This is a genomic window from Mycobacterium paraseoulense (assembly GCF_010731655.1).
In the GTDB taxonomy this organism is placed as follows: domain Bacteria; phylum Actinomycetota; class Actinomycetes; order Mycobacteriales; family Mycobacteriaceae; genus Mycobacterium; species Mycobacterium paraseoulense.
Window position 1 is genome coordinate 3309904 of record NZ_AP022619.1, and the last position, 14508, is coordinate 3324411.

Annotated in this window: 14 protein-coding genes; 7 read left to right on the forward strand and 7 right to left on the reverse strand. The window is 67.4% G+C overall.

The features are described 5' to 3' along the window. Positions 1–113: 113 nt before the first annotated feature. The 3 genes from G6N51_RS15290 to G6N51_RS15300 are packed head-to-tail and all read right to left on the reverse strand — an operon-like array spanning position 114 to position 2234. A complete protein-coding gene (locus tag G6N51_RS15290) occupies positions 114–1361 on the reverse strand; it encodes a cytochrome P450 (RefSeq protein ID WP_083168413.1) in 1248 nt (415 codons plus the stop codon). Between the two features lies 1 nt (position 1362). Continuing rightward, a complete protein-coding gene (locus G6N51_RS15295) occupies positions 1363–1557 on the reverse strand; it encodes a ferredoxin (RefSeq protein ID WP_083168689.1) in 195 nt (64 codons plus the stop codon). A gap of 11 nt (positions 1558–1568) precedes the next feature. Continuing rightward, positions 1569–2234 (reverse strand): TetR/AcrR family transcriptional regulator, encoded by a 666-nt coding sequence (locus tag G6N51_RS15300; protein ID WP_083168411.1) that lies wholly within the window; start codon positions 2232–2234, stop codon positions 1569–1571. Between the two features lie 212 nt (positions 2235–2446). On the opposite strand from G6N51_RS15300, the gene G6N51_RS15305 reads away from it, so the two are divergent. Beyond that, a complete protein-coding gene (locus G6N51_RS15305) occupies positions 2447–3103 on the forward strand; it encodes a PAS domain-containing protein (protein WP_083168408.1) in 657 nt (218 codons plus the stop codon). Here the strand turns inward: G6N51_RS15305 and G6N51_RS15310 are convergent. Next, entirely contained in the window at positions 3100–3918 is an 819-nt protein-coding gene (locus G6N51_RS15310; RefSeq protein WP_083168405.1) for an SDR family NAD(P)-dependent oxidoreductase, read from the reverse strand. The two genes, G6N51_RS15305 and G6N51_RS15310, sit on opposite strands and share 4 nt — an antisense overlap. A gap of 129 nt (positions 3919–4047) precedes the next feature. Here G6N51_RS15310 and G6N51_RS15315 point away from each other — a divergent pair, with 129 nt between their 5' ends. The 6 genes from G6N51_RS15315 (at position 4048) to G6N51_RS15340 (ending at position 11872) form a co-directional block, all read left to right on the forward strand. After that, entirely contained in the window at positions 4048–6840 is a 2793-nt protein-coding gene (locus G6N51_RS15315; protein ID WP_372510136.1) for a helix-turn-helix transcriptional regulator, read from the forward strand. Positions 6841–6926: 86 nt separating this feature from the next. Continuing rightward, complete coding sequence (locus G6N51_RS15320) at positions 6927–7694, forward strand: SDR family oxidoreductase (RefSeq protein ID WP_083168402.1); 768 nt, start codon at positions 6927–6929, stop codon at positions 7692–7694. A gap of 29 nt (positions 7695–7723) precedes the next feature. Beyond that, positions 7724–8467 carry an SDR family oxidoreductase gene (locus G6N51_RS15325; RefSeq protein WP_083168399.1) on the forward strand — a complete coding sequence of 248 codons (744 nt, stop codon included), beginning with the start codon at positions 7724–7726 and terminating at the stop codon, positions 8465–8467. Between the two features lie 14 nt (positions 8468–8481). Then, positions 8482–9342: an ABC transporter substrate-binding protein gene (locus G6N51_RS15330; protein WP_083168396.1), complete on the forward strand. Its 861-nt coding sequence runs from the start codon at positions 8482–8484 to the stop codon at positions 9340–9342. Positions 9343–9401: 59 nt separating this feature from the next. Then, positions 9402–10124, forward strand: coding sequence for an SDR family NAD(P)-dependent oxidoreductase (locus G6N51_RS15335; protein ID WP_083168393.1), 723 nt, complete (start codon positions 9402–9404; stop codon positions 10122–10124). Positions 10125–10234: 110 nt separating this feature from the next. Then, positions 10235–11872: a multicopper oxidase family protein gene (locus G6N51_RS15340; protein ID WP_083168390.1), complete on the forward strand. Its 1638-nt coding sequence runs from the start codon at positions 10235–10237 to the stop codon at positions 11870–11872. On the opposite strand, the gene G6N51_RS15345 is transcribed toward G6N51_RS15340, so the two are convergent. The 3 genes from G6N51_RS15345 to G6N51_RS15355 are packed head-to-tail and all read right to left on the reverse strand — an operon-like array spanning position 11869 to position 14494. Then, a complete protein-coding gene (locus G6N51_RS15345) occupies positions 11869–12693 on the reverse strand; it encodes an alpha/beta fold hydrolase (protein WP_083168387.1) in 825 nt (274 codons plus the stop codon). The two genes, G6N51_RS15340 and G6N51_RS15345, sit on opposite strands and share 4 nt — an antisense overlap. Continuing rightward, positions 12693–13682, reverse strand: a complete 990-nt coding sequence (locus G6N51_RS15350; protein WP_083168384.1) for a cyclase family protein — start codon at positions 13680–13682, stop codon at positions 12693–12695. Before G6N51_RS15350 ends, G6N51_RS15345 begins: the two co-directional genes overlap by 1 nt. Continuing rightward, a complete protein-coding gene (locus G6N51_RS15355) occupies positions 13670–14494 on the reverse strand; it encodes a coniferyl-alcohol dehydrogenase (RefSeq protein WP_083168381.1) in 825 nt (274 codons plus the stop codon). Before G6N51_RS15355 ends, G6N51_RS15350 begins: the two co-directional genes overlap by 13 nt. Between the last annotated feature and the right edge of the window lie 14 nt (positions 14495–14508).

Sequence of the window (14508 nt, forward strand, 5' to 3'; positions counted from 1 at the left end):
GCGATCCTTGGGGGCGCCGAAGCCTTCGGGCGGGTAGAGCGAAACGGTGCTTGTTTGAGTCGTCATCATTGACCCTCCATTCGGATCGGCATTGGGATGTTGCGTCCCGGGGGCTACCAGGTCACCGGAAGTTCGTAGACGCCGTAGGCGAGTCGGTCGTCTTTGAAGGGCACATCCTCGACGGGGATGGCCAGTTCGAGCGTGGGGATACGGCGGAAGAGGGTGCGGTAGACGATCTGCAGCTCGGCGCGGGCGAGCTGCTGTCCCACGCACTGGTGCCGGCCGTAACCGAAGGCGACGTTGCGGTCGGCCCCGGAGCGGTGCAGGTACAGGCGGTCGGGTTCGGGGAACGCATGCGGATCCCAATTGGCCGGGGCCAGATCGATGATGATGCCCTCGCCGGCGCGGATGGTCTCCCCGGCGATGTGGATGTCTTCGAGCGCGACGCGGCGCTGCCCGTTCTGAATGATGCTCAGGTAACGCAACAATTCCTCGACGGCACTGGCGATGACCTTGGGGTCTTCGGCGTCGCGGATGACGGCCAACTGGTCCGGGTTCATCAGCAGGGCGAGCACCCCGAGGCCGATCATGTTCGAGGTGGTCTCGTGCCCGGCGATCAGCAGGCCGGTGCCCAACTGGGCGGCTTCTTTCACGCTGAGTTCGCCGGCCTTGACCCGCTCGGCGAGGTCGGAAACCGCGTCCTCCGCGGGGTTCTCCATTTTCGCCTCGACCAGCTGCGCGAGGTATTTGTTGAGGCTCATGGCGCCTTTGACCGTGTCTTCCCCCGTCGCGTACCGCGCCAGCCCGACGTTGGCGTGGTGCTGGAACATGTCCGCGTCCTCGTATGGCACCCCGAGCAACTGGCTGATCACCAGCGACGGAACCGGGAGCGCCAACGCGGTTACGACGTCGGCGGGCCGGGGTCCGGCCAGCATCGCGTCGATGTGATCGTCGGTGATCCGCTGGATCGTCGGGCGCAGCCCCTCGACGCGCTTGAACGTGAAGGGTTTCGACAACATCCGTCGGAACCTGGTGTGCTCTTCCCCGTCGGCGGTGAAGACCGACCGTGGACGCTTGTGCACCGTGGACAACATGCCCGCGTTCCAGTGCGGAAACCCCGGCAGCCGGTCGTCGACGCTGACCCGCGAATCCGAGAACAGCTCCCGCACTTGCTCATAGCCCGTGATGAGCCACGGCGTGCTGCCGTCCCAGATCCGGACCCTGGACAACGGCCGGGCCTGGGCCAGCGCCATGACACCGGGTGGCGGAGCGAAGGGGCAGCCCGCCTGCCTCGGCATCGGATAGTCCGGGATCTCGGCGGCCGCCTCGGTCGCCGTACTGTTCGTCATCGTCTCTGACATGTCATTCCTCGATGTGAATGGCCAGCGCGGGGCACGCCGCGGCCGCTCGCCGCGCGCCCTCGGCCTGCTCGGCCGACGGATTGGGGTTCAGCAGAACGACGACGCCGTCGTCGTCGCGTTGGTCGAACACGTCCGGGGCGTTCATCACGCAGTTCCCCGACGAGGCGCATACGTCTTGGTCGACAGTCACTTTCATCTGCAGACCTTTCACTCGTACGGCGTCACGGGCGCCAGCCACAGGCCCACGATGGCGTCGATGAGACCCGATGCGGCGGCCCGCCAGGACCGCTGGAGCGGCGAGGCACCGGCGGCAAGCGCGCGTTCCCGGTCGGCGCAGGTATGCATCAAAAGATTGCGGGCCATGATGTTTCGTTCGAAGTGCACTTCGGCGGGTAGGTCCGGCAGGCAGCGATTGATGCCGTCGACCACCTGGACCAGGGAGGGCGAGCTCAGCGCGCCCTTGACGATGATGTGGTAGTACGCGGGATCGGTCATCGCCTGTGCCGCGAACCGCGCGTACCAGGTGGGGTTGCCGAGCTCGTCGAGATGATCGGTGAGCGGGCGCACCAGACAGGCCACCCAGTCCCGCATCTGAGTGGAACCACCCGATTCGAGTAGCTCGGCCACCATCCGCTCGCGCAGCTGCTCGACCGGCCCGCGGTGCTTGTGTTCGATCGCCCGCACCAGGTCGGCCTTCGTACCGAAGTGGTAGCCCACCGCGGCGTTATTGCCTTGGCCCGCCGCCTCGCTCACCTGGCGATTCGATACGGCGAACATGCCGTGCTCGGCGTACAGTCGCTCGGCTGCCGCCAGGATCGCTTCCTGGGTGGAACTGGCCCGCTCGGTGCGAACGGTCCGGCCGATGGTGGTCACCCGGCTAGTCAACCGCGCCCCCTCGATTAAGTCAAGCGATTGATTTAAAATCGCCGCGCACGTGGTCGGGCGGCCTTCGCTTCGATGCCCTATAGCGGGCGACGGGTGACAAAGGGCCCTCGTTCGGATCGGCCCCGCTGGGTCACGATGGCTTCTTGCGCGGCGACGATGTGGCGGTGTCGAGGCGGTGAACCATCGGTTGGGGGGTAGTCATGTTGTCAGCCAACCGGGTCTCGGCGATCGAGGATTCGGCGTGGTTTCAGTCGAAGTGGGCGCCATACCTGGTGTCCGATGCGGACTTGCGGATCCGTGCGGTGAACGCGGCCTGCGAACGCGTGTCGGGCCACCCGCGGGAAAGCCTGCTCGGGTGCCCGCTGTTCGACGTCTTTCCGGATAACCCGGCCGATCCGGACGCGGACGGCGTGGCCAACGTCTCGGCGTCGCTCGAGTTGGTCTTTCGCCGCGGGGTCCGGCATTGGCTGGGCGTGCAGCGCTACGACATTCCTGACCGACAGAATCCCGGCGAGTTCGTCTACAAAGTCTGGACGCCGACGAACTCGCCGATCAAAGAGGGCAAGAAGACGGTCGCCGTGCTGCAGCACGCCCAGGACGTCAGCCGCGTCGTGCCGCCGACACCCGCGGACCGCGCGTATCCCAAACTGTTCGAGTTGAGGAGCGCGGCCGAGGTGCTCGGGCGCCAGTTCCCCGACCTCCCCTACGAGGCGGTGCTGAGCGTGCTGACACATTCCCACAGCGTGATCGTGGAAAGCGCTGGCGTCGAGGACCTTACGCGCGCCGAGGCGCTGGCCAAGCTGCGGCTGGAAACCCAAGCGGGACATGCCGCGGAGGGCCCTGACGCCGGCCCCTAGTCGCTCTTGCGCGACTCGTTGCGGGGCCGGATCACCTTGCCGGCGGACGTCCCCCCGTCGACCGGCAGCACGGTCCCGGTCACATACCGTGACCTATCGGTGGCGAAGTACAACGCCGCCTCGGCGACGTCGTCGGGCGTGCCCTCCCGCTTGAGTGGCCGGTCGTCACGCATCCCCTGGCGAATCCGCGCCTCGAACCGCGCCAGCTCGTCGGGGTCGACGTCAACGGCCGAGGACGCCAGGATCGGGGTCGGGATGCTGCCCGGCGCAATGGCGTTGACCCGGATTTCATAGCGCGCCAGCTCAATTGCGGCGGATTTGGTGAACTGTATTACCGCCGCTTTCGAGGCCCGGTAGACCATCACCCCGCCGCCGGCCTGGATCCCGCCGATCGACGTCAGGTTGATGATCGATCCCCCGCCGCATTCGGCCATGTGGCGGGCGGCGTCTCGGGTACCGGCCATCACACCCAGCACGTTGACGCCCATCACCCGGTGGAAATCGGCAAGGTCGTCGTCGAGCAGTCGCCGCAGCGGGCTGGAGATTCCGGCGTTGTTCACCATGACGTGCAGACCGCCGAATTTCTCGACGGTGGTCGCGACCAGCGCCCCGACCTGTTCGGGATCGGAGACGTCCGTCCGGCAGAACAGGGCGGCGGTGCCCAATGTGGCGGCGAGCTCCTCGCCGCTGTCCGTCTCGATGTCGGCGATGACCACGCTCGACCCCTCGGCCACGAACCGTTCCACTATCCCGCGACCGATGCCGGACGCCCCGCCGGTGACGATGGCAACCCTGCCATCCAATTCGTTGACCACCCGACGAGTTAATCGGGGTCGCCAGCGTTAAGTCAAGCAGTTGATTTAAGCGCCGGGCGGCTCGGCGGCACGTCATCCCGGCGGTCCGGCCGGTCGGTAAGGTCAGAGGGCAATCCCTTACTTGCGGCGGTGTGCGTGACCAAGACATTCCCGGCACAACGTTTGCGGGGCCGGCGGAGTGAATGCGCGGCCCTCGATCGTGCGACGTCGGCTGCGCGCTCCGGACACAGCCAGGTGCTGGTGTTGCGGGGCGAAGCAGGCATCGGCAAGACGGCATTGCTCGACTTCGTGGCCGGGCGCGCCGCGGGATTCCGCACGGCGCGGGTGGGGGGCGTGGAGTCCGAGATGGAACTCGCATTCGCCGCTTTACAGCAACTCTGCTCGCCACTGCTGGCTTGCATCGACCGCCTGCCCGCCCCGCAGCGGGAGGCACTGGAGATCGCGTTTGGTTGCAGCGCCGGGCCGGCGCCGGACCGCTTTTTGGTCGGGTTGGCGGTGCTGAGCCTGATCGGCGCGGCAACGGAGAGCCAGCCCCTCCTCGTTCTGGTAGACGACGCGCAATGGATCGACCGCATCTCGGCGCAAACCCTGGCTTTCGTCGCTCGGCGCCTCGTCGCCGAACCCGCCGCGATCATCTTCGCGGTGCGCGAGGAGGTGGGCGACGAACTGGCAGGGCTGCCCGAGCTGACGGTCAGCGGCCTCAATTCCGGCGACGCGCGCGCGCTGCTGGATTCGGCCATCGTCGGTCGCCTGGACGATCAGGTTCGCGACCGCATCGTGGCCGAGACGCGTGGCAATCCCCTGGCGTTGCTGGAACTACCCAAGGGTTTCACCGCGGCCGAACTGGCGGGCGGGTTCGGCCGGCCCGACAGCTGGCCGCTGGCCGGCCAGATCGAGCAGACCTTTCTGCGGCGGATTCGGTCGCTGCCGGATCACGCCCAGCGGTTGTTACTCGTTGCCGCGGCGGAGCCCATAGGCGACACGGCACTGTTGATTCGCGCCGCCGAGCGCCTGGGCCTCGAACCGGATGCCGCGGCGGGTGCGGAGGCGGCGGGGTTGATTGACGTCGGGACCCGGGTGCGATTCCACCATCCCTTGGTGCGTTCGGCGGCATACCGCTCGGCGGATGTGATGGAGCGCCGACGTGCTCATCGGGCACTGGCCGATGCGACCGACCGGGACACCGACCCGGACCGGCGCGCGTGGCACTTGGCCGTCGCCGCCGCGGGTCCCGATGAATCCGTCGCCGTCCAACTCGAGCGGTCCGCGGGTCGGGCGCAGAGCCGAGGAGGTGTCGCCGCCGCGGCCGCGTTCCTGGAGCGAGCGACCCAGTTGACAGCCGACCCGGTACGCCGTGGAACCAGGGCGCTGGCGGCCGCTCAGGCGAAGCGCGACGTGGCCGCGTTCGACGCCGCGGAGGAGCTACTCACGATCGCGGAATCGGCGTCCCTGGAAGCGCTGGAGCGAGCCCAGGTCAAGCGGCTGCGCGCCCAGATAGCGTTCGCCAGGAGCCGCAGCGGCGACGCCAACGCGCCGACGGTATCCGACTCGGCGGTCGGGCTGCTGGATGCCGCGAAGGGGCTGGAATCGCTCGATGACGCGCAGGCCCGGGAGACGTACTTGGAGGCCGTGGGAGCGGCGATGTTCGGCGGACGGCTGTGCCCGCATGGCGGCATCGCGATGACCGCGGCGACGGCGCGCTCGGCACCGCCCCGGCCCGAACCCGCCCGGCCCGTCGATCTGCTACTTGATGGCATTGCCATCCGGGCCACCGACGGCCACTCCGCGGGCGTTCCCGCGCTCCGTGAGGCGATCGACCGCATCTGCACGGAAGCGCACCGCGGCGATTCCGAGGTGATGCGATGGTTCTGGCAGGCCTTCCCCATCGTCCAGGAATCCGCGGCCCATGAGCTCTGGGACGACGACGCGTGGCACCAACTGGCCACCCAGGCCGTCCGGCTGGCCCGCGACGCGGGCGCGCTGGCCATGCTACCGCTTGCGCTGGTCTACCGCGCCGGCGTGCACGTGCAGGCGGGTGAGTTCGCCACGGCTGCAGCGCTTATCGAAGAAGCCGAAGGCATCGCCGCCGCCACCGGCTACACCCCGGTGAAGTATCACTCCCTGACATTGCCGGCCTGGCGGGGCACCGAAGCCGAGGCAGTGAAGCTCATGGAGGCCGCGCTCGCCGACGGGATGACCCGAGGCGAAGGGCGCGTGATCGGGTTGACCGGGTACGCGACGGCCGTGCTGTACAACGGCCTTGGCCGCTATGGCGACGCCTTCACGGCCGTCCGGCAGGCATGCGAGCACGAGGACCTGGGGCTGTTCGGTTGGTGCCTGGTCGAACTCATCGAGGCGGGCGTCCGATGCGGTGAACGCGACGCGGCGCAAGACGCCCTGCAGCAACTCCGAGACCGCACACAAAGCAACGGAAGTGATTGGGCAGCAGGGATCTTGGCCCGGTCGCGAGCATTGCTGGCAGACGACCGGGTTTCCGAACGGGACTACCGCGAGGCAATCGAGAGGCTGGAGCGCACCCGGATTACCGTGCACCTCTCCCGAGCCCATCTGGTCTACGGGGAATGGCTGCGCCGGTGCAACCGCCGCGTCGACGCGCGCGCGGAGCTACACACCGCGCACGAGATGTTCGCCCGAATGGGAGCCGATGGGTTCGCCGAGCGCGCCCGCCGCGAGCTCATGGCGACGGGCGAGAAGGTCAGCAAACGGTCCGCGGCACCAGGAGACGAATTGACGGCCCAGGAAGCGCAGATCGCGCGGCTGGCCGGCGAAGGTATGACGAATCCCGAGATCGCCGCCCAACTGTTCCTCAGCACGCATACGGTCGAGTGGCACCTGCGAAAGGTGTTCGCCAAGCTCGGCATCACCTCGCGCAGGCAACTCCGGGGAGCGGCTACGCACTGACTACGGACTTCCAAGGGTTCGAGCGTCCCCCGTCCACGCGACGCTGAATTCGCCAGTTCATCGCACACCTCGGGAGGGCGCAGGTCATGAAGGTATTAGTTATCGGCGGCAGCGGGCTGATCGGCTCGCAGGTCGTCGCCAATCTGACGGAGCTGGGACATGAGGCAGTCGCGGCCTCGCCCCGGTCGGGTGTCGACAGCGTCACCGGTACAGGGCTGGCCGAGGCGGTCGCGGGTGTCCACACGGTGGTCGACGTGTCCAACTCGCCGTCCTTCGACGACGACCCCGTCATGCACTTCTTCACCACGTCGACGAGAAACCTTCTCGCCGCGGAGCGCGAGGCGGGTGTGCAACACCACGTCGCGCTCTCGATCGTGGGCGCCGACCGTGCCCCGGACAGTGGCTACATGCGGGCCAAGGTCGCCCAGGAGAAGTTGATCGAGGAATCGGACATTCCGTACTCGATCGTGCGAGCGACACAGTTCTTCGAATTCGTCGAACCCATCGCCGACTCGGCAACCGACGGCAACACGGTCCGCCTGCCGGTTGGGGCGTTCCAGCCCATCGCGGCCAAGGACGTCGCCACGGCCGTCACCCGTGCAGCGATCGGCGACCCGACCAACGGCATCACCAACATCGCCGGCCCCGAAAAGCGTGGCATGGACGAATTCATCAGGACCGCACTTTCCGCATCCAACGATCCCCGTCAGGTAGTGGGAGACCCCACGGCCGGCTATTTCGGTACCGGGCTCGACGAACACACCATCGTTCCGCTCGACAGCGAGGACCCCACGATCTACTCGACCCGCTTCGGCGAGTGGATGGCCACGAGAACGACGAGCGACGCGCATTAGGCGCGCGTCGTAGGGACGGGGGTGGATCGATGTCACGGGTTGCGATGATCACCGGGGCCAGCCGCGGCATCGGCGCGGCGACCGCAGGGGTCCTTGCCGAACGCGGATTTCGGGTGGTGGTCAACCACCGCGCCAGCGGCCGGCAAGCCGAGGAGGTGGTTGCCGGCATCACGGGGGCCGGCGGCGAGGCGCTGGCGATTCAGGCCGACGTCACCGTGCCCGGTGACGTCTCCGCGATGGTCGACGAGATCGCTGGGCGCTGGGGGGGCGTGGACGTGCTGGTGCACAACGCGTTGATACCGTTCGTGGTCACCTCCTTGGCCGATCTGACCTGGGAGGAACTCGGCGGCAAGGTGAACGCGGAGCTACACGCCGCTTACATGTTGACGAAGGCCGTTGTGCCGGGCATGGTTTCGCGCGGCTACGGCCGGCTGGTTTACCTCAGCACGGGGCTGTCCCGGCGCCCGCGCGAGGGGATGATCGCGCTCGGCACAGCGAAGGCGGCCCTGGACCAGTTCGTCCGGTACGTCGCACTCGAACTCGCACCGCGCGGAATCACCGCCAACCTCGTCGCACCGGCCACCGTCAGCGGAACGACGGTGACCGGGCAACTCACGTCCGACCGGGTGCGTGAGCTCGGAGAGGCCGCGCCGATGGGGCGGCTGGTCACGCCGGCCGAGGTGGCCCACACGATCGCATTTTTGGCGAGCGAGGAGTCCGGTTTCACGACCGGCCATTACCTGCCGGTCAACGGCGGTATTGCGATGGACTGAAGGAGCCGACCACCATGCATACGATCGACCTGGCGTACGTCGGGCGCGGCATCCACGAAGAACTCGTCGCCTACGTGGCCGATCAGGAGGGCTACTTCGAAGACGAAGGGGTCCACGTCGCCGTGCGGGACGGGATCGGCTGGGGCTCAGAGCGTCTGCGTAACTGCGCGACGATCGGCCTGGGCCGCGCCCTGTTATCGCGGTTGACCGAAGGCATCGAGTGGACGGCACTGAGCGTGAACACCCACCGCCCGCTATTCTGGTTTCTCGGTGGCGCCCGGGTGAGATCGATGGCGGATCTGCGCGGGCGCCGGCTCGCGGTACATGCGGCGCACACAGCTCCCGGATGTTTTGCCCGAATTGTGTTGCGCCGGTGCGGTCTTGATCCCGATCGGGACCTGCAGTGTGTGGCTCGTTCCCCGGGTGACTATCAGATGGATTTGCGAAGGTTGCGCGATGGTTCGATCGATGCTGCTTACGTCGGCAGCACCCTGGTACCCGAGCAGGTCGCCGAGGAGGAGGGCTTCCACCTACTGGCCTGGGTGGGAGATCATTTCCAGATTCCAACCGTCGGGGTCGCGGTCGACTCGACCCGACTCCAGCCTGAGGGTACCGCGGTGCAGGCGGTGGTGCGGGCCAACCGGCGCGCCCTGCAGACGCTGGCCGACCGGCCCGAACTCGCAATCGATTACATGGCGTCTTTTCTGAACCGGTCGACGCGTGAAGAGGTGCAACGTCATTACGAACGCTACATCGGGCCGTACTTCACCTCCGACGGACGGGCGGACCTCGACGTCGCACGGCGGGCGGTTGATGCGGTGGCGGCCGAACTCGGTACCCCTTCGCCGCCTGCCGAGCAGGTCTATCGGTGCTGAGAGGGGACATGCACTTTCGATCCGCAAGCCTACTGCCCCAACGAATCTAGGAGCCAGAGATGGAACTGTCGGACCAGACAGCGGTGGTCACCGGTGGCACGGCGGGTATCGGACTGGAGTCCGCGCGTCTGCTCGCATCCGAAGGCGCCGTCGTCGTCGTCTCGGGCCGCAACCGGGCCAGGGGTGAGCAAGCCGTTGGGGCCATCGGCCCGAATGCACGATTCGTTCAGACCGACATGGCAGACGCCGATTCCGTGAATTCGCTTGTGCACCAGTGCGGTGAGGTCGACATCATCGTCAACAACGCAGGCAGTTTTCCGTCGGCATTGACCGTCGAACAAGACATGGGGACCTTCGAGGCAACGTTCGATACCAACGTTCGCGGCGCCTACTTCCTTGTCGCCGGGCTGGTTCCGGGCATGTTGCGGCGCGGCCGAGGCAGCATCGTCAACGTCACCACCATGGCGGCGTTCAAGGGGATCCCAGGCGCGTCGGGTTACAGCGCCTCCAAGGCCGCGCTGGAGTCGCTCACCCGCACCTGGGCCGCGGAGTTCGGCGGGGCCGGCGTCCGGGTGAACAGTGTGGCGCCCGGGCCCACCCGCACGCTCGGGGTCGCCGCGGAATGGGGCGACGTCAACGAAGAGCTCGGGCGAGCGTTGCCGTTAGGCCGCACGGCGTTCGCGTCCGAGGTCGCCGAGGCGGTGCTCTTCCTCAGCTCCCCTCGGTCCAGCTTCATCACCGGCTCCACGCTGCACGTCGACGGCGGCGGCGCCGCCGTCTGAGCGAGGGAGCTGTTCCCCGCCGGTTCGGGGTTGGCGATTGCGCTCCGGCCCGCGCCCCGGCACGGTATAAGAAAACAGGGGTGAGTCGAGGAGAGGACGAGGAGCAATCCATGCCCGCGTTACCCGTCAGCGACGTGCCCTTCGACAAGATGCGGCTCACCAGGCGCGGGTTCATGGCCGCCGGCATCGCCGGCGGATTCGCGCTGGCAGCGTGCAGTCAGTCCAAGCCCGCACAATCGGGCAACGCCCAACTGGCCGCCGCCATCGCCGCGGCCGAGGCAGCCAGGCCGCACAGCGGCCGCACCGTCACCGCCAGCCTGACCGCCCAGCAGGTCCAGGTCGACCTGGGCGGACCGGTCGTCCGCACGCTGGCCTACGGCAACACCATCCCGGGCACGCCGATCCGGGCGCGCATCGGCGACGAGTTGGTGGTGACGGTGTCGAACCGGCTCGACCGTCCGACGTCGGTGCACTGGCACGGCATCGCGTTGCGCAACGACATGGACGGCGCCGCGCCCGCCACCCCGAATATCCCCGCCGGCCAGGACTTCACCTACCGCTTCTCCGTCCCGAACGCCGGCACCTACTGGGCCCATCCGCACACCGGCCTCGACGCCGACACGGGCCTGTACCTGCCGGTGATCGTCGACGACCCGACCGAGGGCAACTATGACGCCGAATGGATTGTGATCCTTGATGATTGGACTGATGGCGTCGGAAAGTCGCCCCAGCAGCTCTACACCGAACTGACCAGCCCGAACAAGCCCGCCCCACCAAGCACCACCGAGACCACGACGCCCACCACTTCGACGACCTCAACGACCAGCGAGACACCGACGACGTCGAGCAGTGAGACTTCGACAACGTCGACCAGCCCGAGCACCTCGAGCGGTCCGTCCAGCGCTGCACCGGCACCCGCGGGAAGCGTCGGCAGGAGCGATCTGCTCGGCGGCGACGCCGGGGACATCGCCTACCCCTACTATTTGATCAACGGCCGAATTCCCGCCGCTCCCATGACATTCAACGCGAAGCCGGGCCAGCGCATCCGGATCAGATTCATCAACACCGCCTCCGACACCACGTTTCGCGTCGCGCTGGCCGGTCATTCGATGACGGTCACCCACACCGACGGTTACCCGGTCGTGCCGGCCCAAGCCGACGCCCTGCTCATCGGCATGGCCGAGCGCTACGACGTCATTGTGACCGCCGCCGACGGTGTCTTCCCGCTGGTCGCGCTCGCGGAAGGGAAGAACGCCCTGGCGCGGACGCTGCTGTCCACCGGGGCGGGCAGCGCACCCGACCCCGGGTTTCAACCGGCAGAACTGAACCGGCGGGTAGGCACCGTGGAGATGTTCACGGCGACGACGCCGGTCAACCTGGGGCGGCCGCAGCCCGGTCTGAACCTGCCGGTCGTACTCGGCGGCAACATGACCCAATACAACTGGACGATCAACGGAAAACCCTACAGCGACACCGAACCGTTGCACGTCCGGCAGGGCGAGCGGCCCACCATCACCTTCGACAACGCCACGATGATGTATCACCCGATGCACCTGCACGGCCACACGTTCCAGCTGATCAAGGCCGACGGCAGCCCCGGCGCGCGCAAGGACACTCTCATGGTGCTGCCCAAGCAGAGGCTGCTCGCCGTGCTGGTGGCCGACAACCCGGGCCTGTGGCAATTGCACTGCCACAACACGTATCACCAAGAGGCCGGCATGGAGACGCGGTTGGACTACGTCTTCTAGACCGTCGCGGCGAGGAAGTCCAGCAGCAGCCGGTTCACCGTCGTCGCCTGCTCGATCTGCGGGCAGTGGCCGGCCTTGTCGACGACTGCCGCATGGGCGCCGTCGATCGCCTTGGCGATCTGGGCGGCCCAGCCCGCCGGAAGCAGCTTGTCGTCTCCGCCCTCCACGACGAGCGTCGGCACCGTGATGCGTTCGTAGGGCCGCGTGCTCGTAGGCGTGCCGGACGGCGTGGCGCCCGGGCGACGAAACCGGGCGGCGGCGACGGCTTCCCACGCTCCGGGCGCGGTGCTCGACTCGTAGCGGCGCCGCACGTAGCCGTCGTCGGCGGGATAGCCCGGGTCGTGGAACAGGGCCTCGACGATGCGGCGCATGCCCGGCAGCGTTGCGTCGTACTGCTGTAGCGCCTCGAAGTGCCGATTCTGTTGAATCTCGCCGCCACCGCAGATGATCGCCAGGCTGCGGGCGGGTAGCAGCGGCGCGTCCGAGGTGGCGTCGGTGAGCAGGTTGATCGCGCCCATCGAGTTGCCCACGAAGTGCGCGGAGTCCACGCCGAGCAGTTGGCAGAACCGCGCCACGTGCCGAATCCGCATCCCGCGTCCGTCGACGAAGTCGATGACCTTCGCCGACTGGCCGAACCCCAGCTGGTCGGGCGCCAGCACCCGGTACCGCGCGGCGAGCGCGGCGATGTTGCGTTCCCAGCCCAGTTCGGCGCTGGCGCCGAACTCACCGCCGTGCAGCAGCACCACCGGGTCGCCGTCGCCCGCTTCCAGATAGCTGGTCGTCAGGCCGTCCACCAGCATGGCCTTGAGCTGAATGTCCATCACTTGATCGCGATCGGGTTCACCGGTGAGCCCACAGCTCCAACAACCCTCAGGGGTGGGGCCACGAGCTGGAATTCGTATACGCCGTCCGCGGCGCAGTCCTCGGCCAGCACGGTGAGATCCCAGTATTCGCCGAGCATCAGCCCCATGTCGCGCAGGCACAGCAGGTGCAACGGCAGAAATACTCCCTCAACACCGGATACCAGATCCTCGACCTGAAGGTTGTCAGAGGCGACCGCTGCGACCTCGTGGTCGTGCAGCCACGACGCGCAGCGCCAGTCCAATCCTGAGAAGGGTTCCGTCTTGTTGCCGGTCTGTACGAACCTCGTCCACCAGCCGGTCCGGATCAGCACGATATCGCCACGCTCGATCGTCACGCCCTGCGCGCGGACGACGTCGTCCAATTCTTCGGGGGTGATCGGATTTCCTTGCTCGAGAAAAACTTCCGCCTTTCGGTGTCGAACAAGGTCCAGTAGCACGCCACGCGAGGTGATGCCCTTGACGTCCACCTTGTCGATGCTGCAATGGTAGGCACCAAGGCTCGTCACCGAGCTCGCCGCGAAGCCGTTGTAGAGCTTGTCCTCGTAGTAGACGTGTGACAGCGCATCCCACTGGGTGGCCGCCTGCAACGGCATGATGATCATGTCTTCGTTGAAGCGGAACAGGCTGTCGACGAAATAGCCACCGACCTGCGTCGCCGTCGGGTTCTGCGCCCAACCGGGTCCGTACTGGGCCAGCGTGTTGGCATCCCCACCGTCCACGGTCATCACAAGCATGGGATTGTGCCGGAATCCGAAGGCGCCCTGCGGCCCCGAGGCGCCGAAGTCGATGCCAAGCGGAAACACCTTGCCGTGCCTGACCAAACCCGCCGCCTGAGCGACCTTGTCCGCGGTAATGAAATTCAGCGTGCCCAGCTCGTCGTCGTCGCCCCACCGTCCCCAATTGGAGACGTCGCGCGCGACCCGCCGGAAGTCAGTCAAGTCGGCCACCGGGCTCCTTCCTCGAGTTCACGAGCGACCGCCGCGCCCACGTTTCCGCCGTCGACCCAGATGATCTGCCCCGTGATATAGCTGGCTGCACCGCTATTCAAGAAGAGCAGTACCGTGGCCTGCTCGGCGGGGTCGGACACCCGGCCCAAGGGCTTGGGGATGTCGTCGAGGAAGCCCTGGCCGTACGCCGTGCGCAGCTGGTCGAGGATCGGGGTCTCGGTGACCCCGGGTCCCGTGCAGTTGATGCGGATGCCCTTGGCCCCCAGCGGGGTGGCGCTTCGCATGGTGTAGAAGACGATCGCTTCTTTGGACAGCTGGTAGCCGTTGCCAAGGCCGGCGGGATTGGCCTGGCACCAGTCGATGCCCTCCTGCATCGTCGCGGTGTTGAGCAGAGGTGCCACTGCCGCCGCGTGCTCGCGATAGGCGGCTGCCGCGAGCGAGGAGACGCTCACGATGGACGAGCCCGCGGGCATCTTCGGAATCAGCGCCTCGGTGAGATGCCGCAGCCCGAGGAAGTTGATGGTGACGACGAGGAGCGGGTTGCCGATCCCGGACGAGACACCGGCGACGTTGAACAGGGCGTGCACCGGGCCTTCGACCGACGCCACCGCGCCGTCGATCGAGGCCGGGTCGGCGAGGTCGGCTTCGTGAAACTCCTTGAGCCCGAAGCGCGGCCGGCGCTTGTCCAGGCCGACGACGTCGGCGCCGAGCTCGGTGAGCTGGCGCACGACATGCTCGCCGATGCCGGACGCACATCCGGTCACCACCGCGCGGCGGCCGTCGTAGCGCCACAGCCCGTCGATCTCGCCCAACGCTCAATCCGCTT